At 68.0% G+C, this 21,416-nt stretch carries 18 protein-coding genes; 9 read left to right on the forward strand and 9 right to left on the reverse strand.

What is annotated here, in order from left to right:
- Window positions 1-65 precede the first annotated feature (65 nt).
- Entirely contained in the window at window positions 66-509 is a 444-nt protein-coding gene (locus NAV27_RS01185) for a hypothetical protein (protein WP_102828032.1), read from the forward strand.
- Here NAV27_RS01185 and NAV27_RS01190 read toward each other — a convergent pair whose 3' ends face one another.
- Window positions 510-1,418 (reverse strand): AEC family transporter, encoded by a 909-nt coding sequence (locus NAV27_RS01190; RefSeq protein ID WP_102828031.1) that lies wholly within the window; start codon window positions 1,416-1,418, stop codon window positions 510-512.
- Between the two features lie 176 nt (window positions 1,419-1,594).
- Here NAV27_RS01190 and NAV27_RS01195 point away from each other — a divergent pair, with 176 nt between their 5' ends.
- Window positions 1,595-2,794, forward strand: a complete 1,200-nt coding sequence (locus tag NAV27_RS01195) for a GGDEF domain-containing protein (protein ID WP_102828030.1) — start codon at window positions 1,595-1,597, stop codon at window positions 2,792-2,794.
- A gap of 7 nt (window positions 2,795-2,801) precedes the next feature.
- On the opposite strand, the gene NAV27_RS01200 is transcribed toward NAV27_RS01195, so the two are convergent.
- Complete coding sequence (locus NAV27_RS01200) at window positions 2,802-3,203, reverse strand: acyl-CoA thioesterase (RefSeq protein ID WP_008569375.1); 402 nt, start codon at window positions 3,201-3,203, stop codon at window positions 2,802-2,804.
- Between the two features lie 220 nt (window positions 3,204-3,423).
- Between NAV27_RS01200 and NAV27_RS01205 the strand changes: the two genes are divergently transcribed.
- The 5 genes from NAV27_RS01205 (at window position 3,424) to phoU (ending at window position 10,390) form a co-directional block, all read left to right on the forward strand.
- The gene (locus tag NAV27_RS01205) at window positions 3,424-4,389 is read left to right on the forward strand and encodes a PstS family phosphate ABC transporter substrate-binding protein (protein WP_008569376.1); all 966 of its coding nucleotides are present in this window, start codon (window positions 3,424-3,426) and stop codon (window positions 4,387-4,389) included.
- Between the two features lie 167 nt (window positions 4,390-4,556).
- Window positions 4,557-6,833 carry an ABC transporter permease subunit gene (locus tag NAV27_RS01210; protein ID WP_102828029.1) on the forward strand — a complete coding sequence of 759 codons (2,277 nt, stop codon included), beginning with the start codon at window positions 4,557-4,559 and terminating at the stop codon, window positions 6,831-6,833.
- A gap of 54 nt (window positions 6,834-6,887) precedes the next feature.
- Window positions 6,888-8,558, forward strand: a complete 1,671-nt coding sequence (gene pstA / locus NAV27_RS01215) for a phosphate ABC transporter permease PstA (protein ID WP_102828028.1) — start codon at window positions 6,888-6,890, stop codon at window positions 8,556-8,558.
- A gap of 99 nt (window positions 8,559-8,657) precedes the next feature.
- On the forward strand, window positions 8,658-9,485 hold the full coding sequence (gene pstB, locus NAV27_RS01220; RefSeq protein ID WP_054093961.1) for a phosphate ABC transporter ATP-binding protein PstB: 828 nt from the start codon (window positions 8,658-8,660) through the stop codon (window positions 9,483-9,485).
- 176 nt (window positions 9,486-9,661) lie between these two features.
- Window positions 9,662-10,390: a phosphate signaling complex protein PhoU gene (phoU, locus tag NAV27_RS01225; protein WP_043295305.1), complete on the forward strand. Its 729-nt coding sequence runs from the start codon at window positions 9,662-9,664 to the stop codon at window positions 10,388-10,390.
- Between the two features lie 71 nt (window positions 10,391-10,461).
- Here the strand turns inward: phoU and NAV27_RS01230 are convergent, their stop codons facing one another.
- The 4 genes from NAV27_RS01230 to NAV27_RS01245 form a co-directional block, all read right to left on the reverse strand.
- A complete protein-coding gene (locus NAV27_RS01230; RefSeq protein WP_102828027.1) occupies window positions 10,462-11,862 on the reverse strand; it encodes a GTPase/DUF3482 domain-containing protein in 1,401 nt (466 codons plus the stop codon).
- Window positions 11,855-13,255 carry a DUF2868 domain-containing protein gene (locus NAV27_RS01235; RefSeq protein ID WP_369805790.1) on the reverse strand — a complete coding sequence of 467 codons (1,401 nt, stop codon included), beginning with the start codon at window positions 13,253-13,255 and terminating at the stop codon, window positions 11,855-11,857. The genes NAV27_RS01230 and NAV27_RS01235 overlap by 8 nt, the downstream gene beginning before the upstream one ends.
- Before the next feature lie 81 nt (window positions 13,256-13,336).
- Window positions 13,337-14,857 (reverse strand): nucleobase:cation symporter-2 family protein, encoded by a 1,521-nt coding sequence (locus NAV27_RS01240; RefSeq protein ID WP_102828026.1) that lies wholly within the window; start codon window positions 14,855-14,857, stop codon window positions 13,337-13,339.
- Window positions 14,858-15,088: 231 nt separating this feature from the next.
- Entirely contained in the window at window positions 15,089-16,201 is a 1,113-nt protein-coding gene (locus NAV27_RS01245; protein ID WP_102828025.1) for a glycerophosphodiester phosphodiesterase, read from the reverse strand.
- A gap of 150 nt (window positions 16,202-16,351) precedes the next feature.
- Between NAV27_RS01245 and NAV27_RS01250 the strand changes: the two genes are divergently transcribed.
- Both NAV27_RS01250 and NAV27_RS01255 read left to right on the forward strand, forming a co-directional pair.
- Window positions 16,352-16,867: a dihydrofolate reductase gene (locus NAV27_RS01250; RefSeq protein ID WP_223249975.1), complete on the forward strand. Its 516-nt coding sequence runs from the start codon at window positions 16,352-16,354 to the stop codon at window positions 16,865-16,867.
- An 83-nt stretch (window positions 16,868-16,950) separates the two neighbouring features.
- Window positions 16,951-17,598, forward strand: coding sequence for a YitT family protein (locus tag NAV27_RS01255; RefSeq protein WP_043295313.1), 648 nt, complete (start codon window positions 16,951-16,953; stop codon window positions 17,596-17,598).
- Here the strand turns inward: NAV27_RS01255 and NAV27_RS01260 are convergent.
- The 3 genes from NAV27_RS01260 to NAV27_RS01270 all read right to left on the reverse strand — a co-directional run bounded on the left by NAV27_RS01260 (window position 17,591) and on the right by NAV27_RS01270 (window position 21,385).
- Entirely contained in the window at window positions 17,591-18,046 is a 456-nt protein-coding gene (locus NAV27_RS01260; protein ID WP_102828024.1) for a metallophosphoesterase family protein, read from the reverse strand. The two genes, NAV27_RS01255 and NAV27_RS01260, sit on opposite strands and share 8 nt — an antisense overlap.
- 79 nt (window positions 18,047-18,125) lie before the next feature.
- The gene (tfpB, locus tag NAV27_RS01265; protein WP_102828023.1) at window positions 18,126-19,910 is read right to left on the reverse strand and encodes a type IV pilus assembly ATPase TfpB; all 1,785 of its coding nucleotides are present in this window, start codon (window positions 19,908-19,910) and stop codon (window positions 18,126-18,128) included.
- A gap of 107 nt (window positions 19,911-20,017) precedes the next feature.
- Entirely contained in the window at window positions 20,018-21,385 is a 1,368-nt protein-coding gene (locus tag NAV27_RS01270; RefSeq protein WP_102828022.1) for a CYTH domain-containing protein, read from the reverse strand.
- Between the last annotated feature and the right edge of the window lie 31 nt (window positions 21,386-21,416).

Below are 21,416 nucleotides of genomic sequence, written 5' to 3' on the forward strand. Positions count from 1 at the left end.
TTGCCGATATCGCGGGTGGGTTTCTGCTCCGATGCGTGTTCGTCAGCGCACGCGGATTCGGACGTATGGAAAAGCTCTTCTATCTCCTCTGGGCAGCCGTCAGCCTCGGGCTGGGCGGTCTGGCGCTGTTCGCCGTGTGGCAGCAGGCGAGCCTGGCCAATCTGCTGTTCCTCGGCATGGTCGGCTACTACAGCTTCTGTTTCGGCGGGCTGATTCGCGCCGCCTACCTGCCGTGGGGGTTGCTGGGACCGCATCGGCGCAGCGGCTACTGGCTGTGCCTGATCCTGCTGCCGCTGGCGCTGATTCCGCTGCATGCGGCCTACCGGATCTGGGAGCAGGGCGGCTATGTGGCGGTGACGGCGTCACGGCGTACTGCCTGGCTGCACCAGCTGCTCGGCTGGCTGCAGGACGCACTCGGCTATCTCGGACCGCTGCTGGTGCTCTGCGCGCTGGGCATCGGCCTGGCACTGGCGCTGCTGCGCCTGCTGCGCAGGCAGGTGGCGCGCTGATCAGCCTTCCAGCAGGGTCAGCACCAGCGGCAGGCTGGCGGCGGCGAGCAGCGTCTGCAGGGTGATGATGCCGGCCATCAGGTGGCTGTCGCCGCCGAGCTGACGGGTCAGCACATAGGCGGTCGGTGCGGTCGGCAGGGCGAAGAACAGCACGAGGATGGTGGTTTCCATCGCCGGCAGCGCGAGCAGTGCGGCGACGCCATATGCAAGCAACGGCACCGCCAGCAGACGCACGGCGCTGTTCCAGCCCAGCGTCGGAATTTCCCCGCTCAGTTCCTTGGGCTTCAGCGCCGCGCCCACGCACAGCAGCCCCAGCGGCAGACTGGCGGCGGCCAGCAGGCCGAGCAGGCGGTCGCTGCCGCCGGGCAGGCCAAAGCCGGCCAGGTTGACCAGCGCACCGGCCAGGCAGGCGAGAATCAGCGGGTTGCGCGCGATCGGCAGCAGCAGGCTGCGAGCGCTAATGCCACGTTCGGCGGTCAGCGCCCAGACCGACATCACGTTCACCGTCGGCACCATCAGCGCCAGCATCAGCGCCGCCAGCGCCAGGCCGTCCTTGCCGAACAGGCTGCCGACGGCCGCCAGGCCCAGATAGGTGTTGAAGCGCAACGCCCCCTGCGCGAGCGCGCCGAAGCGCGCCGCCGGCCAGCCGCGCAGACGCCGGCCGAGCAGCAGGACGCACCAGGCCAGCCCCAGGGCGAGCAGCACCGCGGCGCCCAGGCGCGGCAAGGCCGGGTTGTCCAGCGGCGCGGTCGCCAGGCTGTTGAACAATAACGCCGGAAACAGGACGAAGTAGTTCAACCGTTCGGCACCCGGCCAGAAGGCGTCGTCGGGGAAGCCGCGCAGACGCAGCACATAGCCGGCGACGATCAGGGCAAACAGGGGCCAGAGGGCGAGCAGAAGAGCGGTCACGGGGTGCGTTCGGGCGATAGGAAGGCCGATCTTGGCGGCTCTTGCCGTGCGCCGCAAGCCGTCCTGCCGCGCCGGAACCGGCTCCGTTCGTCAGTCAGGCTCGCCGGCGGACGGTTGTTTGCGTCCCAGTAATGGCGTAGTGATATCATCCGGTGCCACCACAGCAGGCTTGTTTCATGCGCATCACCGAGCATTCATCGGCGGCCGACTTCAGCGACACCCCCTACGGGCGGCAGTTGCTGCGGGGCTTTCGCCTGCTGTTGTTCAAGCCCGAGCTGGAAGCCGAATTCCGCCGCTTCCTCGATCGCCAGGCGCGCGGCGCGCAGCGAGTCGCCGCGCTGCTGCTGATCGTCGCCGTCGGCGGCTACCTGTATGCCGAGCGCGTGCTGGTCCCGCATGACGATCCGCAGTGGCTGAGCCGGCTCACGGTGCTGCGTCTGGTGGAGCTGTCGCCGGGGGTGCTGGTGCTGCTGCTGAGCTTTTTCAGCAAGACCTACCAGGCGCGCGCCAACCAGCTGTTCCCGATGCTGCTGGTGCTGATCGGCGTGGTCGCCGCGATCATCGACATCCAGTACGAACTGGCGGCGCAGCCCTACGCGTTTCGCTATGGCGCCGGCCTGCTGATCATCAGTTCGTTCTTCTTCCTCGGCATGACGTTCTGGCATTCGCTGCTCTGCGCGCTGTCGATCGTGGCGATCGACGTGTTCATGGCCAGCCAGATCCTGCCTTCGGACCGCCTGCCCGAGCACTGGATTGCCGTCAGCTACTACCTGCTGCTGCTGGTGATCGGCGCGATCAGCCGTTATGTGCACGAGTACTCGCAGCGCCAGCAGTTCCTCATGCGCAAGCTGCTGGGCTGGGTCGCCGCGCACGATGCGCTGAGCGAGCTGCCCAACCGTCGCAGCCATGACGAGGCGTTGCGTCAGCGGCTGGCGCAGGCGCGGCGCGACGACGTGCCGGTGAGTCTGTTGCTGCTCGATCTGGACGACTTCAAGGCCTACAACGATCGCCTCGGCCATCCCGCTGGCGATGCGCTGATCGGTGAGTTCGCCCGGCTGCTCGCCAGCTTCGCGCGGCGGCCGCTGGATCAGGCGGCGCGCGTCGGTGGCGAAGAGTTCGCCCTGCTGCTCTACGACTGCACCGAGGATGCCGCGCAGCAGATCGCCATTCAGGTGCTGGCCGCGCTGCGCCGGCAGGCCATCGCGCATCCGGCATCGGCGCAGGGACGGGTCGGGGTGAGCATCGGCATCGCGACGCTGCAGCCCGGGCAGAACGCAGGGCAGCTGTATTCGGCGGCGGACGCGGCGCTCTACCGCGCCAAGCAGGCCGGCAAGAACCGCTTCGCCGGGCCGGACGAGTTGCCGGCCGCCGGTTGAGCGGCGCTCAGCGCCGCGGCGTTACTGGGCGGGTGCGGCCGCTGCCGTCGATGGCGACGAAGACGAACACCGCCTCGGTGACCTTGCGCCATTCACTGGACAGCGGATCGTCGCTCCAGACTTCCACCAGCATGCGGATCGAGCTGCGCCCGACCTCCAGCGTCTGGGTATAGAAGGACAGCTGCGCGCCAACTGCCACCGGCACCATGAAGGCCATGCGGTCGATGGACACTGTCGCCACACGGCCGCCGGCCACGCGGCTGGCCATCGCGGTGCCGGCCAGATCCATCTGCGAGACCAGCCAGCCGCCGTAGATATCGCCGAAGCCGTTGGTTTCGCGCGGCAGGGCGGTCAGCTGCAGGGCCAGGTCGCCCTGGGGAATCGGATCTTCCTGTTCGTATTCTTTCATCGGTCGGACTCGCGGCGCGATTGTTGTTCTGGCGCGAAAACCCCGCGATAGGGCGGGAAGCGCGCAGTATAACGGCACTCAGACGGTGCAGCGACCGCCCCCGGTCAAGATTGCCGACGGTAACAAGATTGTCACACTCGCTTCATAGAGTGTTCATACGGCCTGCAGATACTGGCCCCCGTTCCAACACACTCGAACACACCTCTGCTAGGAGCAAGGTATGAAACTGAATCGTTTGATGGCGGCGCTGACCTTCGTGGCCGCTGGTGTGGGTGCCGCGAGCGCGGTTGCGGCAGTCGATCCGGCTCTGCCGAGCTACGAGAAGACTTCCGGTGTTTCCGGCAACCTCTCCAGCGTCGGCTCCGATTCTCTGGCCAACCTGATGACGCTGTGGGCCGAAGAGTTCAAGCGCAGCTACCCGAACGTCAACATCCAGATCCAGGCCGCCGGTTCCTCCACCGCGCCGCCCGCGCTGACCGAAGGCACCGCCAACATGGGGCCGATGAGCCGCCCGATGAAGGACAACGAGATCCAGGCCTTCGAGCAGAAGTACGGCTACAAGCCGACCGCCGTACCGGTCGCGATCGATGCCCTGGCCGTGTTCGTGCACAAGGACAACCCGATCAAGAGCCTGGACATGGAACAGGTCGACGCGATCTTCTCCAGCACCCGCCTGTGCGGTGGCGCTCAGGACATCAAGACCTGGGGTGACCTGGGCCTGACCGGCGAATGGGCGGCCAAGCCGATCCAGCTGTTCGGACGCAATTCGGTATCCGGCACCTACGGCTACTTCAAGGAAGAAGCGCTGTGTAAGGGCGACTTCAAATCCAACGTCAACGAGCAGCCGGGCTCGGCCTCGGTGGTGCAGTCGATCTCCAGCACCCTGAACGCCATCGGTTACTCGGGCATCGGCTACAAGACCTCCAGCGTGCGCGCCGTGCCGCTGTCCAAGGGTGGCGAAGCCTTCGAGGCCAACGAAGAAAACGCCCTGGCCGGCAAGTTCCCGCTGGCGCGCTTCTTCTACGTCTACGTGAACAAGGCGCCGAACAAGCCGCTGAGCCCGATCGATGCCGAGTTCATCAAGCTGGTGCTGTCCAAGCAGGGCCAGGAGGTCGTGGTCAAGGACGGCTACATCCCGCTGCCGAAGAAAGTGGTCGACAAGACCATGCAAGACCTGGGTCTCTAACGACCCGCACGGAGGATCGGCGGCCACCCCGCCGGTCCTGCGTCACGATGCCCGCCACGCACTTCGCGCTGGCGGGTTTCGTCGTGTCACCCGGTTGTAATTTTTCTGTCACACGGCTTGATTAGATTAGTCGCCCTGACGGGGCCGCCCGGCCCAGGAACCTTGGCATGAACGACATAGAGCCCATGACCGCGAACTCCGATGTGCAACGGCTGGATTTCAATACGCCGGCCCTGCAGCGTAAACGCCGCATTCGCGCGCTGAAAGATCACCTGGCGCGCTGGTACGTCACCATCGGTGGCCTGGCGGTGCTGGGCGCGATCACCCTGATCTTCTTCTACCTGGGGCAGGTCGTGCTGCCCATGTTCCAGGGCGCTGAACTCGAAGCACGGGAAGTCCAGCGCCCGGCCTGGCTGGCCGAGGACAACCAGGCGCTGCTGCTGGCGATCGAAGAGCAGAACCAGGTGGCGATGCGCCTGAACGCCGATGGTCAGGTGCGCTTCTTCACACTGGCCGATGGCGCGCCGCTCGCGAATATCGCCCTGGCGCTGCCGGCTGATAGCCGCATCGTCTCGGTCGGCCAGGACACCCCCGGCACCCGCCGCCTGGTGCTCGGTCTGAGCAACGGTCAGGCGCTGGTCATCGAGCACGAGTACCAGATCACCTACCCGAACAACCAGAAGACCATCACGCCGCGGATCGTCTATCCGTTCGGCGAGCAGCCGCTGCAGCTCGACGGCGAGGGCCGTGCGATCGAGCAGGCGGCTGTCAGCCTCAACGGTAAGACCCTGCTGGTCGCCGGCGCCACCGGCACCACGCTGCATGCCCAGCGCATCGCCAGCAGCGAGAACCTGCTGACCGGCGAGGTGACCCTGGAACAGCAGCGCCTGGATCTGCCGCAGCTCGCCGAGCCGATCCGCGCGCTGCAGATCGATCCGCGCCACATGTGGCTGTACGCGGTCAGCGGCAAGGCCAGCGCCGACGTCTTCGATCTGCGCCGCAAGCAGCTCAACGGTCGCTACAAGCTGGTCGCCGACGGTGCCGAGATCACCGCCGTCAGCCCGCTGCTCGGCGGCATCTCGCTGATGATCGGCGACTCCAAGGGCGGCATCGGCCAGTGGTTCATGGTGCGTGGCGCCGACGGCTCGGCTGAGCTGCGCAACGTGCGCAACTTCACGCTGGCCGACAGCCCGGTCAGCCAGATCCTCCCGGAAGAGCGCCGCAAGGGCTTTCTCGCGCTCGACCGCGCCGGCACGCTGGGTATCTTCCACAGCACCGCGCACCGCACGCTGCTCAAGGAGCAGGTGGCCGACGGCGCCGCGCTGGCCGCGCTGTCGCCGCGCGCCACGCGCCTGCTGGTGGAGTCGCCGCAGGGCCTGCAGCGCTTCGTGGTCGACAACCCGCATCCGGAGATTTCCTGGAGTTCGCTGTGGGGCAAGGTCTGGTATGAAAGCTACGCCGAGCCCGACTACGTCTGGCAGTCCACCTCCGCCAACACCGATTTCGAGCCCAAGCTGAGCCTCGCGCCGCTGGCCTTCGGCACGCTCAAGGCCGCCTTCTACGCGATGCTGCTGGCGGCGCCGCTGGCGATCTGCGCGGCGTTCTACACCGCCTACTTCATGGCCCCGGCGCTGCGCCGCAAGATCAAGCCGGTGATCGAGCTGATGGAGGCGCTGCCGACGGTGATCCTCGGTTTCTTCGCCGGCCTGTTCCTCGCGCCGTTCCTGGAGAACCACCTGCCGGGCATCTTCAGCCTGCTGCTGCTGATGCCGCTGGGCATCCTGTTCGCTGCCTGGAGCTGGAGCCGCCTGCCCGAGCGCGTGCGCCTGGGCGTGCCGGAAGGCTGGGAAGCGCTGCTGCTGATTCCGGTGGTGCTGCTGGTGGGTGTCGGCTCGCTGGCGATCAGCGGGCATCTGGAGAACTGGCTGTTCGGTGGCGACATGCGCCTGTGGCTGTCCAATGACCTCGGCATTCCGTTCGACCAGCGCAACGCCCTGGTGGTTGGCCTGGCGATGGGCTTCGCGGTGATCCCGACGATCTATTCGATCGCCGAGGACGCGGTGTTCAGCGTGCCGAAGAGCCTGACCCTGGGTTCGCTGGCGCTCGGCGCCACGCCCTGGCAGACGCTGACCCGCGTCGTGCTGCTGACCGCCAGCCCGGGCATCTTCTCGGCGCTGATGATCGGCATGGGCCGCGCCGTGGGCGAAACCATGATCGTGCTGATGGCCACCGGCAACACGCCGATCATGGAGGCCAACATCTTCGAGGGTATGCGCACCCTGGCGGCCAACGTCGCGGTGGAAATGCCCGAATCCGAGGTCGGTGGCACCCACTACCGCGTGCTGTTCCTCGCCGCGCTGGTGCTGCTGATGTTCACCTTCGTGATGAACACCCTGGCCGAGCTGATCCGTCAGCGCCTGCGCGGCAAGTACGCCAGCCTGTAATGCACGCGCCGCCCGCGGGCGGCTGCGCCGAGATTTTCGAAAAGGTATCGATCCGTGAAAAAGGATTCGTTGAACACCTGGGTCAAGAGTGGCACTCCGTGGATCTGGATGAACGCCGGTGCGGTGGCCATCGCGGTGATCATGACCCTGGGCCTGCTGGCCGTGATTGGCGTGCGCGGCCTGGCGCATTTCTGGCCGGCCGACGTGATGGTCGCCGACTACCAGGTTCCCGGCGAGGCACCGCGCGTGCTGGCCGGCGAGGTGGTGCAAGCCGAGGAAGTGCCGCGCGCGCGGCTGGCGGCCAGCGGCCTGCCGGTCAATGTCGAGGGTGGCGAGTTCATGACCCGCGAACTGCTCAAGGTCGGCAACCGTGAAGTCTACGGTGCGGATTTCTCCTGGGTGGTCGGCGAATGGCTAAGCAACCCGCGCACGCCGCACCACATGGTGGTGCTGGAGCGCCGCGAGTGGGGCAACTTCTACGGCGAGCTGCTCAACGTCAAGGAGGCCGGGCAGCTGGTGGCCGAGGGCGACGCCGCCTGGGCCGAGCTGCAGCGCCGCCTCGAACGGGTCGAGCAGTTGCACGGGCAGATCAGTCAGGTGGAGAAGGTCGAGATCGGCCGGATCAACCACGGCCTCGAGCGCCTGCGCCTGAAGACCCGCAAGCTGGAGCTGGACGGTCGTCTGGATGCCGCGGCACAGGCCGAGCTGGACGCCGAGCGCGCCGAATGGGACGCCGAGTACCGCGTGCTGGAGCAGGAGCTGATCGCGCTGCAGCAGCAGTTCAACCGCGACAGCATCACCGTGCGCACCGTCGACGGCCGCGAGCAGCAGATCAGCATGGGCAAGGTGGTGCGCGCCTACCGGCCGAACGCCATGTCCACCACCGACAAGCTGGGCTTCTATGCGGCCAAGCTGTGGGAGTTCGTCAGCGACGAGCCGCGCGAGGCGAACACCGAAGGCGGCATCTTCCCGGCGATCTTCGGTACCGTGCTGATGACCCTGATCATGGCGGTGATCGTCACCCCGTTCGGCGTGATCGCGGCCGTCTACCTGCGCGAATACGCCAAGCAGGGCGTGCTGACCCGCGTGATCCGCATCGCGGTGAACAACCTCGCCGGCGTACCGTCGATCGTCTACGGCGTGTTCGGCCTGGGCTTCTTCGTCTACGTGCTGGGTGGCTCACTGGACCGCATCTTCTACCCCGAAGCCGCACCGGCGCCGGTGTTCGGCACGCCGGGGCTGATGTGGGCCTCGCTGACGCTGGCGATCCTCACCCTGCCGGTGGTGATCGTCGCCACCGAGGAGGGCTTGGCGCGCATCCCGCGGATGATCCGCGAAGGCTCGCTGGCGCTCGGTGCGACCAAGTCCGAGACGCTGTGGCGCGTGGTGCTGCCGATGGCCAGCCCGGCGATGATGACTGGCCTGATCCTCGCCGTGGCGCGGGCCGCCGGTGAAGTGGCGCCGCTGATGCTGGTCGGCGTGGTCAAGCTGGCGCCGAACCTGCCGCTCAACGGCAACTACCCCTATCTGCACCTGGATCAGAAGATCATGCACCTGGGCTTCCACATCTACGATGTCGGCTTCCAGAGCCCCAACGTCGAGGCCGCGCGGCCGCTGGTATACGCCACCGCGTTCCTGCTGGTGCTGGTCATCGCAGTGCTGAACTTCAGTGCGGTCGTCATCCGCAACCACCTGCGCGAGAAGTACAAGGCGCTCGACCATTAATTGAAGCGGCACGCTTCAGGCCAGTCTCCGGAGGAACGGGGCAGCGGCCGAGGCGTGCGGCGGTAGCTTGCAGCTTGCAGCTGCGAACGGAGTGAGCACATGCAAAGCAACACCCATTCCATCGATATTTCTTCGCTCGGCCGCGACAAGCGCGTGCTGGACCTGGCCACCGAACCGGTGGCCATCGAGGTGCCCGACCTGAGTCTGTTCTACGGGCAGAAGCAGGCGCTGTTCAACGTCAGCATGAACATCCCGCGCCAGCGCGTGACGGCCTTCATCGGCCCGTCCGGGTGCGGCAAGTCCACGCTGCTGCGCTGCTTCAACCGGATGAACGATCTGGTCGACGGCTGCCGCATCGAAGGCGCGATCAACCTCGACGGCCACAACATCTACCGCAAGGGCGAGGATGTCGCCGACCTGCGCCGTCGCGTCGGCATGGTGTTCCAGAAGCCCAACCCGTTCCCCAAGAGCATCTACGAGAACGTGGTCTATGGTCTGCGCATCCAGGGCATCAAGGGCAAGCGCGTGCTCGACGAGACCGTCGAATGGGCGCTCAAGGGCGCGGCGCTGTGGGACGAGGTCAAGGATCGCCTGCACGAGTCGGCGCTCGGCCTGTCCGGTGGTCAGCAGCAGCGTCTGGTGATCGCCCGTACCATCGCCGTGCAGCCGGAAGTGCTGCTGCTCGACGAACCGAGTTCGGCGCTCGACCCGATCTCTTCGCTGAAGGTCGAGGAACTGATCTACGAGCTGAAGTCCAAGTACACCATCGTCATCGTTACCCACAACATGCAGCAGGCCGCGCGCGTCTCCGACTACACGGCATTCATGTACATGGGCAAGCTGATCGAGTACGGCGACACCGATACGCTGTTCACCAACCCGGCGAAGAAGCAGACCGAAGACTACATCACCGGCCGCTACGGCTGAGGCCATGGGGAAATCTCCCCTGGCTTTGTCGGGCGCGCTTGCCGTACTAGATGTACTGTCTGCGCACGCCCTCCGCGCCAGCGAAGATTTCCCAAGGGCCTCAATGTCGACTCGACTATTTCCAGGTGCGCTGCGCACCAGAGCCGCCTAGCGGCAGTCTCCTCGGAGCGAGAACAATGATCAGCAAAGACAACCACACCCAACACATCTCCCAGCAGTTCAACGCCGAGCTGGAGGAAGTGCGCAGCCACTTGCTGGCGATGGGCGGCCTGGTGGAGAAGCAGGTCAACGACGCGGTCACCGCGCTGATCGAGGCCGATTCGGGCCTGGCCCAGCAAGTGCGCGAGGTCGACGACCAGATCAACCAGATGGAGCGCAACATCGATGAGGAGTGCGTGCGCATCCTCGCCCGCCGCCAGCCGGCGGCCTCCGACCTGCGCCTGATCATCAGCATCTCCAAGTCGGTGATCGACCTCGAGCGCATCGGCGACGAGGCGACCAAGATCGCCCGCCGCGCCATCCAGTTGTGCGAGGAAGGCGAGTCGCCCAAGGGCTACGTCGAGGTGCGCCACATCGGCGACCAGGTGCGCAAGATGGTGCAGGAAGCGCTCGACGCCTTCGCCCGCTTCGACGCCGACCTGGCGCTGTCGGTGGCGCAGTACGACAAGACCGTCGACCGCGAGTACAAGACCGCGCTGCGCGAACTGGTCACCTACATGATGGAAGACCCGCGCTCGATCTCCCGCGTGCTCAGCGTGATCTGGGCGCTGCGCTCGCTGGAACGCATCGGCGACCATGCACGCAACATCGCCGAACTGGTGATCTACCTGGTGCGCGGCACGGACGTGCGGCACCTTGGCCTGGCACGCATGGCCGAGGAAGTGGAAGGCACCAAGGAGCGTTGAGCCGCCGCTCGTAGGATGGGCTTAAACGTCTGTCTGCGCACCACTCGGGTGGGCTTCAGCCCACCAGAGGCTTATGCGCAGACCAACAGCCTGCCTGTCTCAGCTGTGTGTAGCTCGGCTTGCAGCGTGTCCAGCGTCGCCTGGCGCTCGGCATCCTGCAGGCGCGCGCCGGGGTTGAGCGACGACCACTCGGGGTGCGCGCGGCAGCGTTGCAGCGCCTCGGGCAGGCGGCCTTCGCGCCAGCCGCGATCCTGCGGGCCGCTCAGACGGATCGCCTCCAGCGCGGCGTGGCCGCGCGCGGCGAGGGCGGCGAGCAGCTGGCGCTGGCGCAGCGCGAGGAGACGCAGCACGGCATCGTCGACGCTCAGTTCGCGCTGGCCCTTGAGCTTGCCCAGCAGGCGGTTGCCATAGTGCCGTGCGGTCTGCGCGCCGCCGCCGGCCAGCGCGCCGAGCAGCGCCGCGGCGCCGAGGGTGATGCCACCGACCATCAGGTCGACCCCGGCCCCGGCCGCCGCACCGGCCGCCATACCGCCGCCGATCTTCACGCCGAGCTGTTTGAGTGTCTCGGGGTTGAACAGATCGTCGCCCCAGCGGCCGTCGAGCAGCGGCAGTTCGCCGGCGGCCGCGTCGTCTTTGCCGAAGGCGTACAGGCGCAGCAGTGCTTCGACGCAACGTTGTTCGCGGCCTCGCACCGCATCGTGCAGGTCGCGGATGGCGCCGCGCTCCAGTTCCGGCTGCGCCGCCACGCTGCGCCGACAGGCGGCGACATCCACCAGCAGCTCGGCGATCAGCCGCTCGCCGCTGGCCCGGCGTGCGGCGGCCTGCGCTTCGTGCTCCTCGATCAGCCGCTGCAGCTGCGGCCGCGCCTGCTCCAGCAGCAGCGCCAGGCTTTCGTACAGGCGGCGCTCGCCGTCCACCGGCGGCGCCACGCTGTCGAAGCGCACCAGCGCGTGCAGGCCGAGCCGCGCCAGCGCCTGGCGCCACTCCTCCTCGCGATGCCCTGGCTGGGCGACGAAATTGAGCACCGGCAGCAGCGGCTTGCCGCAACCGGCCAGTACCGCCAGCTCGTCCTTGTACTTGGCCAGCACCGGCTCGCGCGCGTCGATCACGTACAGCCCGGCGTCGCTGGCCAGCAGCTGGCGCAGCACCTTGGCTTCCTGCTCGAAACGCTGGCGCGCCTCGGCGCCGTCGAGAAAACGCGCCGTGCGCGCCGGGCCATCGAGGCGCTCACCGGGGCGCTCCAGCCGCTCGAGGTAGTCGAGCAGGGCGATGGCGTCCTCCAGGCCGGGGGTGTCGTAGAGTTCGAGCAGCGCCTGGCCATCCACCGACAGCCGCGCGCCCTCGACGTGACGGGTGGTGCTGGGGCGGTGCGACACCTCGCCGAAACCGCGGTCGCGAGTCAGCGTACGCAGCAGCGAGGTCTTGCCGACATTGGTGTGACCGACCACGGCGAGCTTCAGCGCATCAGTCATGTCCGTTCTCCAGCCAGTTCAGCGGCGCAGCGCTCGAATGCGCCAGACCCAGCGCATCCAGCGCTTGATGCCAGGCGTCCAGCCGGGCGCTGTCCAGCGCCTCGCCGGCCGGCGCCTGCAGCAGCCAGACGCGGGTGGCGGCGGCGCAGCGCGACAGCTCGCCGAGCAGCGCCAGGGTGCCGCGGTCCGGCGAACGCCGCGGGTCGCAGGCGATCGCCAGGCGTGCCGGCGGGAAGCGCGTGAGCTGATCGAGCAGGCGCCGCCGGCCTTCGCGATCATCGAGCACGCCGGCATCGGCCACGCCCTTGGGCAGCGGCGGCGGCCACGCGCGGCTGCCGTCCAGCTCGACGGCCACCAGCACGGCGCCGGCGCCGGCATCGAGCTGCGCGCCGGCGCTCGGCGCGTGCAGCTGTGCCGGCGCGGCATCGCGGATGCCGAGGCGTTCGCTGGGTGGCTGCAGACGTTCGCGCAGCAGGCGATAGCTCGGCTGTTCGAGATCGATCGCCAGTGCGGCCCGGCCGCGGCGCCAGCGCCACAGGCACAGCGCGGCGAGCAGCAGGCGCGGCAGCAGGCCATAGACCAGCACCACGCCGACCAGCCAGCCGGCCCATTGCCGCCGCGCGCTTTCCAGATCGCCGGCGAGCGTGCCGCTGGCGCGAATCTGCTCGGCATCCGGCACGCCGAAGCCGAGCAGCGCAGGCAGCGCGCCGAGCGCCTGGGTCAGGCCGAGGAAGGCGCTGTCGCCGAGGATGGTGGTTTCCCAGACGAAGCCGTAACGGCGGGTCGCCAGCAGGGCGAGCAGCATGAGCAGCGCGCAGGCCATCGCCAGCAGCCACATCCCATGCACGCCGAGGCCGAGTAGCCAGCGGCCGAGGCGCTGGCGCTGCAGCAGCACCGGCAGCGCCGGCGCCAGCTGCGCGGCGCGCGCATCGCGGGCGAGCTTCTCGCTGAGCCAGAGCCACAGCCGGCCGAGCGCGCCGCCGCTGTCGCCGGCCAGAGTCAGGCCGAGCAGCCAGCCGAGCAGGGTCAGCAGGTTGAGCCCGAGCAGGCTGCCGAGCGCCCAGAACACGTTGACCGGGCGCTGGCCGTCACCCAGCGCGGCGAAGGCCAGGCCGGTGCCGGTGAAGACCGCCAGCACGGCGAGGGCGACGGCGCCGAGCCGTGCGCCCTGGCGCCAGTGGCGCAGCGCTTCGAGCAGGCCGTCGCGGCGGGCCAGCCACAGCGCGCGGCGTTCGATGAGGGTGGGCAGGTCGCCGCCGCCGGCGCGGGCCTGGCGGTTGGCTTCCTCGTCGTCCAGCGGGCCGGCGTGTTCCTCGCGCAGGCGCACGGCTTCGGTAAGCCACAGCCGATCGACACGGGACAGCGAGGGGAGGGGAATGCGGGGATCGCTCACCGGGGGCTCCGCGGCCGGGGATGAGCGCAGAGCATAACCGCAGCCGGGCGGGCGGTGCACGGCGCCGCCCGGCCGCTGTGCTCAGCTGCTGCCGGAGCTGGCGGCGTGCATCCGCGGCTGCGCCGGCGGTTCGGGCTGGTGATGGGCATCGACCACCGCCACCTCGTTGCCATCGATGTCGTACAGCTTGCCGTTGCGGAAGTAGTCGCCCTCATGCAGCGCGGCGATGTCGCGGTAGCGCAGGCTGCGCTCGCTGCCGGCGACGAACACCGATTGCTGGTCGGAGTTGCCGGCCTTGAGGTGGTTGAATGCCAGGTTGAGGAGGATCGCCATGATCGCCGCCGAGCTGATGCCGGAGTGGAAGATGGTCTCGAACCAGGCCGGGAAGTGATGGTAGAAGCTCGGCGCGGCGATCGGAATCATGCCGAAGCCGATCGAGGTGGCGACGATGATCAGGTTCATGTTGTTGCGGTAGTCGACCTGCGCCAGGGTGCGGATGCCGCTGGCCGCGACGGTGCCGAACAGCACCACGCCGGCGCCACCGAGCACGGCGGTGGGTACCGCGGCGATCAGCCGGCCCATCACCGGCAGCAGGCCGAGGGTGACCAGGATCAGGCCGGCGGTGGCGACCACGTAGCGGCTCTTCACGCCGGTCACCGCGACCAGGCCGACGTTCTGCGCGAAGGCGCTCTGGGTGAAGGAGCCGAACAGCGGCGCCAGCGAGCTGGAAATCATGTCGGCGCGCAGACCGTCGCCCAGGCGGCGGGAGTGGACCTTGGTGTCGATGATCTCGCCGACGGCGAGGATGTCCGCCGAGGTTTCGACCAGGGTGACGATGATCACGATCAGCATCGACAGGATCGCCGCCAGCTGGAACTCCGGCGCACCGAAATGCAGCGGCGAAGGCAGCGCCATCAGCGGACCGTCGAGTACCTGGGAGAAGTCGGCCATGCCGAAGAACACCGCCACCAGCGTACCGATGACCATCGCCAGCAGGATCGACAGGCGCGAGATGCTCGCATTGCCGACCTTGCTCAGTGCCAGCACGGTGAACAGGGTGAAGGCCGCCAGGCAGATGTTGGCCACGCTGCCGAAATCCGGCGCCTGGCTGTTGCCGCCCATCGCCCAGCGCGCGGCCACCGGCATCAGCGTCAGACCGATGGTGGTGATGACGATGCCGGTGACCAGCGGTGGAAAGAACTTGGTGATGCGCGAGAACACCGGTGTGATGAACAGGCCGATCAGCGAGGCGGCGATCACCGCGCCGAACACCACCGGCAGGCCGCCGGCGCCGTCGCTGCCGATGATGGCGATCATGGTCGCCACGCCAGCGAAGGACACGCCCTGTACCAGCGGCAACTGGCAACCGAAGAATGGCAAACCGAGCGTCTGCAGCAGGGTCGCCAGCCCGCCGGCGAACAGCGAGGCGGCGATCAGCAGGCCGATGTCGGCGGGCGACAGGCCGGCGGCCTGGCCGACGATCAGCGGCACGGCGACGATACCGCCGTACATGGTGAGCACGTGTTGCAGGCCGTAGGCCAGGTTGGCGCCGACACCGAGGTTTTCGTCCTCGGGCCGTCTTTCGGGGGCGGACACAGTCATGGGTAGCTTCTCCCGTTCGTTTTTATTGTGTCGGCCACTGTAGATAATTGGATGCGAGTTACGCCAGTGGTTGTATACAACTTTTCTGTTGGAAGATTTGGATGAAGGCCGGGGCTTTCGCCTGGCCCGCGTCGGCACGGCGTTACAGGTAGCTGCGCAGATTCGCCGAGGGCGAGAAAAGCGACGAGCGGTCGGATCGGTTAAGGGCGGCCGCGTGGCCGCCCGTAACGCTTAGCGGGTCTGACGCAGACGCACGGCCACGTCCGGCTGGTCGATGAACAGCCCGTCGATACCGGCGTCGAGGAAGGCGCGGATCTCCGCCTCGACGTCGCCGCGGGCCTGGGGTTGGTCGCTGCTGCGCAGGCTGGTCGGCAGGAAGGCATTCTCGGCGCGGAAGGTGTACGGGTGCACCTTGAGGCCAGCGGCGTGGGCGTCGGCGACGAAGCGGGTCGGCGCACCGAGGTTGCCGTCGGCGTCGCGCGGGATGATGTAGCCCTTCTCCGGGCCGACGCCGCTGGCGTAGCGGGCAATGGCCTTGAGGCCCGCCGGCGTGGCCATCTGCGCGTAGGTCAGCTGGCTGCCGCGCACCTGCTGGTCGTAGGGCTGACCAGAGCCGAACAGCTGCACCAGGCGCAGGCGGGTGAGGCTGCTCAGCGTCTTGAGGTTGTCCACCTCGAACGACTGGATGTACACCGGCGCCTGCCGGCCGACGTAGCCGTTGCGCGCGAGAATGCGTACCAGCGGCTTCTCCATCGCCAGGCCGAGCTGCCGGAAGTGGGTCGGATGCTTGGTTTCCGGGTACAGGCCGATGCGCCGCCCCTGGCTGAGCTGCAGCGTCTTCACCAGATCGATGATCTCTTGCAGCGTCGGAATCTCCAGGCCGCCGTCGAGGCGGGCGTTGCCCGGACGGATCTCTGGTATGCGCTCGATGGCGCGCAGGGTCTTGAGTTCGGCGAGGGTGAAGTCCTCGCTGAACCAGCCGGTGAGCGCCACGCCATCGACCTGCTGGGTGCGCTTACGCGTGGCGAACTCGGGGCGCTGGGAAACATCGGTGGTCAGGCCCAGCTCGTTGTCGTGGCGGGCGACCAGCTGGCCGTCGCGGGTCATCACCAGGTCCGGCTCGATGTAGTCGGCGCCTTGCAGCACCGCCAGCGCATAGGCGGCCAGGGTGTGTTCGGGCACATAGCCGCTGGCACCGCGGTGGGCGATCACCAGCGGCGCGGGTTCGGCGCGTTCGGCATGGCGTTGTGCCTGACGGTCGTCCGGCGCGGCGACGCCGGCGAGCGGCAGCAGCAGGCCGCAGGCGGCCAGCCAGGGGCGAAGGGAAACGATGGTGCGTGCCATGGGTGGCATCTCCTCGGGATGGGAAACCCCAGCCTGCGCGACGCGAATGACCGTAGCTTGACGCTTCGCGGTCGCGCCTGTTGCAGCACCATGAAACCGACAAACGGTTGGCGCTGCAGCGCGCCGGGGCGCTCTGCTATGCTCGCCGCCATGAATCAGACCCGCCTGCCCCTCGCCATGATCGCCGCATTCGCGCACAACCGCGTGATCGGTCTCGACAACCGCATGCCCTGGCACCTGCCCGCCGATCTCAAGCATTTCAAGGCCATGACCCTCGGCAAGCCGATCATCATGGGCCGCAAGACCTGGGATTCGCTCGGTCGGCCGCTGCCGGGACGGCTCAATCTGGTGGTCAGCCGCCAGACGGATCTGCAGCTCGATGGCGCGGAGACTTTCACCGAACTCGAGGCCGCGCTGGTGCGTGCCGAGCAGTGGGCGCGCGAGCAGGGTGTCGACGAGCTGATGCTGATCGGCGGCGCGCAGCTCTACGCGCAGGCGCTGGGCCGGGCGCAGCGGCTCTATCTGACCCGCATCGATGCGCAGCCGGAGGGCGATGCCTTCTTCCCGGCATTCGACGAGAACCAATGGCAATGCGTCGACAGCCAGGCCCATCCGGCCGAAGGCGAGGCGCCGGCCTACCGTTTCGAGACCTGGACGCGGCGCTGACTTTCGGGCTCGCTTGATCGGCGCCAAGGTCCTCGGCCGGCCCAGCTTCTATCCTTGCGCAGCCATCATTGCGAGACCATCCGATGCAGACCCGCGAATCCGACGTACCGCCAGCCGGGCGCGTATCGGCGATCTTCGTTCGCCACCCGCTCTGGGAAGATGCCCTGGCGCTGCTCACCGGCACGGCGCTGGTCGCCCTCGGCATCGCGTTCTACGCCCACGCCGGGCTGCTCACCGGCGGCACGGTGGGGCTGGCCTTCCTGCTCAAATACCTGGCCGACTGGTCGTTCGGCCCGGCGTTCTTTTTGCTCAACCTGCCGTTCTACGCCCTGGCAATCTGGCGCATGGGCTGGAAATTCACCCTGCGCACGGTCTGTGCGGTGGCGCTGGTGTCGCTGTTCGCCGAGCTGACCCCGCAGTGGGTGCGCTTCGCCGAGCTGAATCTGGTCTACGCCGCGGTGTTCGGCGGCTTCGCGATGGGTGTCGGCCTGCTCATCCTGTTCCGTCATCGCGCCAGCCTGGGCGGGGTGAACATCCTCGCGCTGTTCCTGCAGGAACGCTTCGGCCTGCGCGCCGGCAAGGTGCAGATGGCCATCGATGCGCTGATCGTGCTGGCGGCGGTGTTCGTCGTCGCGCCGGAGCGGGTGCTGCTGTCGGTGCTGGGCGCGGTGGCGCTGAATCTGGTGCTGGCGATCAACCACCGCGCCGGACGCTACATGGGCGTCAGCTGAGGTTGATGAGCTCGACCTGCGCTTGGCCGCCATCCAGCTCCAGCACGGCGAGGCTGATCGGCAGGCTGAAGCGCCGCGGCCCGGCGCTGCCCGGGTTGACGTAGAGCACGCCGTCGCGCCGCTCGACCTTCGGCTGGTGCGAATGGCCGGCGATCACCACATCGATACCGGCGGCGACGGGGTCGCGATCCAGTTGCTTGAGGTCATGCAGCACGTGGAGGGTGAGCCCGGCGATGCGCAGGTCCAGTCGTTCCGGCAGGGCCAGCGCCCAGTCGCCGTGGTCGACGTTGCCGCGAATCGCCGCCAGCGGCGCAATCGCGCGTAGCCCGTCGAGCACCGCGGGCTTGCCGACGTCGCCGGCATGGATGATCTGCGTGCAGCCGCGCAGCGCCGCCAGCGCTTCGGGGCGGAGCAGGCCGTGGGTGTCGGCGATCAGGCCGATGCGCATTGCGGTGCTCCTCGCGGTCGGGCGGATCAGGGTAGCAGGTGCCGGCCGGCGGCGTTCCGGCCTTGCCGAGCGGCGGGCCTCAGCGCTGCTCGCTCTGCGGCGTCACCCGCAGCACTTCTTCGAGGGTGGTGAGGCCGGCGGCGACCTTCTGTGCGCCGGACAGGCGCAGGCTGCGCATGCCGTCCTTGAAGGCCTGACGACGCAGGGCGACGAGGTCGGTGTCGGCGGTGATCAGCGGCTTGATCGCATCGTTGAGCAGCATGATCTCGTAGACGCCGGCGCGCCCGCGATAGCCGGTGTCGCGGCATTCCAGGCAGCCCACCGCCTGCTGCGCATGGGTGGGCAGCGGCGCGTTCCACGGCTTGGTCAGCGCGGTCCAGTCGTCGGCGTCCAGCTGCACCGGCGTCTTGCAGTGCGGACAGAGCGTGCGCACCAGCCGCTGGGCCATCACGCCGAGCACGGTGGCCTTGAGCAGATAGTGCGGCACGCCGAGTTCGAGCAGTCGGCTGATGGCGCTGGGCGCGTCGTTGGTGTGCAGGGTGGAGAGCACCAGGTGCCCGGTGAGCGCGGCCTGGATGGCCATCTCGGCGGTTTCCAGGTCGCGGATCTCGCCGACCATGATGATGTCCGGGTCCTGGCGCATCAGCGCGCGCACGCCGCTGGCGAAGGTCAGGTCGATGTTGTGCTGCACCTGCATCTGGTTGAAGGCGCCCTCGATCATCTCGATCGGGTCCTCGATGGTGCAGACGTTCACCTCGGGCGTCGCCAGCTGCTTGAGCGTGGTGTAGAGCGTGGTGGTCTTGCCCGAGCCGGTCGGCCCGGTGACCAGGATGATGCCGTTGGGCTGGCAGGTCATGCTCTGCCAGCGGCGCAGATCGTCGGCGGAAAAGCCCAGCTGGTCGAAGCCCTTGAGCAGCACCTCCGGGTCGAAGATGCGCATCACCATCTTTTCGCCGAAGGCGGTCGGTAGCGTCGACAGGCGCAGCTCGACTTCGCCGCCGTCCGGGGTCTTGGTCTTGACCCGGCCATCCTGCGGCTTGCGTTTCTCGGCGACGTTCATGCGGCCGAGCGATTTCAGGCGGCTGACCACCGCCATCGTCACCTGTGGCGGGAACTGGTAGACGTTGTGCAGCACGCCGTCGATGCGAAAGCGCACGGTGCCCTGCTCACGCCGCGGTTCGATGTGGATGTCGCTGGCGCGCTGCTGGAAGGCGTACTGGAACAGCCAGTCGACGATGTTGACGATGTGCGAGTCGTTGGCGTCCGGTTCCTGGTCGCTGGCGCCGAGGTTGAGCAGCTGCTCGAAGTTGCCGACGCCGCTGATCTTCTGGTCCGTGGCGGTGGCGCCGCTGACCGACTTGGCCAGGCGGTAGAACTCCACGGTGAAGCGCTGGATGTCTGCCGGGTTGGCCACCACGCGCGTGATCGGGCGCTTGAGCACGTGCGTGAGGTTGGCTTCCCAGCCTTTGACGAAGGGCTGGGCGCTGGCGATGGTCACGCTATGACCGTCTACCGCCACGGCGAGAATCTTGTGGCGCTGAGCGAAGGCGTAGGACATCAGCGGGGTGACGGCGGCGACGTCGATCTTCAGCGGGTCGATGCGCAGGTAGGGCTGGCCGGCCAGCTCCGCCAGCCAGGCGGTGAGGGTTTCCAGGTCGAGCTTCTTGCCGGCGCGCTGGCGGTCGTCGAGCTGCTGCGCGGCGAGAAATTCCAGCGGATGCTGCTGGTTGTTCACCGCGCTGCGGCGTACCGCCAGGCACTGCTCGGCGCTTTCCTGGTCGACGCGACCCTGGGCGACCAGCTCGCGCAGCAGGTCGTTGAGGTCGAGCGGTCGGTCGGCGAGGGACGGGGCGAAGGCGGACATGAAAAGCGACTCCTGGGCAAAGGCAGCGGCGGGCCGTGGGCCGACTCCGCTTCGGCGGCGCAGGGTCGGTGGCGCCGTTGGCGCCGGCCTGACCCGCGCTGCGCAGCTTACTTCTCGAGCAGTTTCCAGGCCTTGAGCGTCCACACAATATGCGCCTGCTCGGCACGCAGTTGGCGGGCCTCGTCGGTCAGCGGCTGGCGCGCCAGCTCATGGAGCTTGGCCAGTTCGCCATACAGGCGATCGGTTTCCGGCAGTTCCAGCAGCACGCCGCGGGCCAGGTGCAGCCAGACCAGCAGGCGCTCCATGCGCGGGCTCTGCTCGACCAGGTCTTCGGGCTGGCGCTGGTAGCGCGGCAATTGCAGCGCCTTGGCTTCCTCGGCGAGCAGGTGCATCAGCCATTTGCCCAGCTCGGCAGCGCCTTGGCGATCGCCCCGTGCATTGCGGCCGACGGTCCAGCCGCGCTGCAGCAGCCATTGCGAGGCCTTCAGCGAGAACAGGCCCCAGCGAGTGCGGCCGAGTTCGGCGGCGAATTCTGCCGGTGCGGCCTGGCGGATCGCCTCGTCATCCTGGCCGGCTTCCAGGCGCGGGCGCCAGTCGCCGATCAAGGCATCGAGCAGCTCGCGCAGCTCGCGGCTGCTGGCGCGCGGCGCGGCCTGGCCGAGGCTGCCGAGCAGCGCGCGCAGCTCGATCAGTTGCGCCAGCCAGTCGTTCAGCAGCTTCCAGTGACCATTGAAGCGGTATTGCTCGGCCAGCCGCTGGCTGTTGCCGAGCAGCTGCCAGCCGAGCGCGGGCACCGCGTCGTCCAGCGGCATGCTGGCGTCCAGCACCGGTGCTGGCAGATTGAGGCCATAGCCTTCGGCATCGTAGAGACGGTAGCCGCGCTCGGCCTTGCTGATGTCGCAGGGCATCAGCGGCAGGTCGGCGGCCAGTTCGATGGCCAGCTCCAGCAGCGCTTCGGGCTCGCCCTGGCGCAGTTCCAGCTCCAGCTCGCAGATTTCCTCGGCGCGCTTGCCGGCCTCGACCTGGCCGAGGTCGAGCGCGGCCTCGATGACCACCTTGGCCTTGCCGCGGCCCCAGGCGATCTCGGCCTTCTCGCGGACGAAGTCGGTGCTGAAGATGGGCTTGAGGGTCTTCTTGTCCAGCTCGGCCAGTTCGGCCGGCCAGCAGTCGTCGGTGAGCTTCTTCAGGTCCAGCTTGGCCTTGTCCAGGTGCCAATCCCACTCGTTACGCTCGGACAGCCCGGCAACGCTCTGGCCGCGGCTCTTGAGCGTCTGGATGACCTGCTCGCCGTCGCGGCGCAGGCGCAGGGCGACCCGGGCGCGCGCGAGGGCGCGGTCGGGGCTGTCGTAGTACTGGTTGAACAGCTCGTGGCTCGCCCAGCCGCTCTTGTTGCGCTTCTTCAGCAGCGGGTGCTCGCGCAGGGCCAGCAGCGTTTCACGGCTGGCGCGCAGCTTGATTTCGGTTTCCTTGGCCATCTTCGACTCGCAATAGGGTGGATTCGGGTGC

It is taken from the genome of Stutzerimonas degradans (assembly GCF_024448505.1).
Classification (GTDB): domain Bacteria; phylum Pseudomonadota; class Gammaproteobacteria; order Pseudomonadales; family Pseudomonadaceae; genus Stutzerimonas; species Stutzerimonas degradans.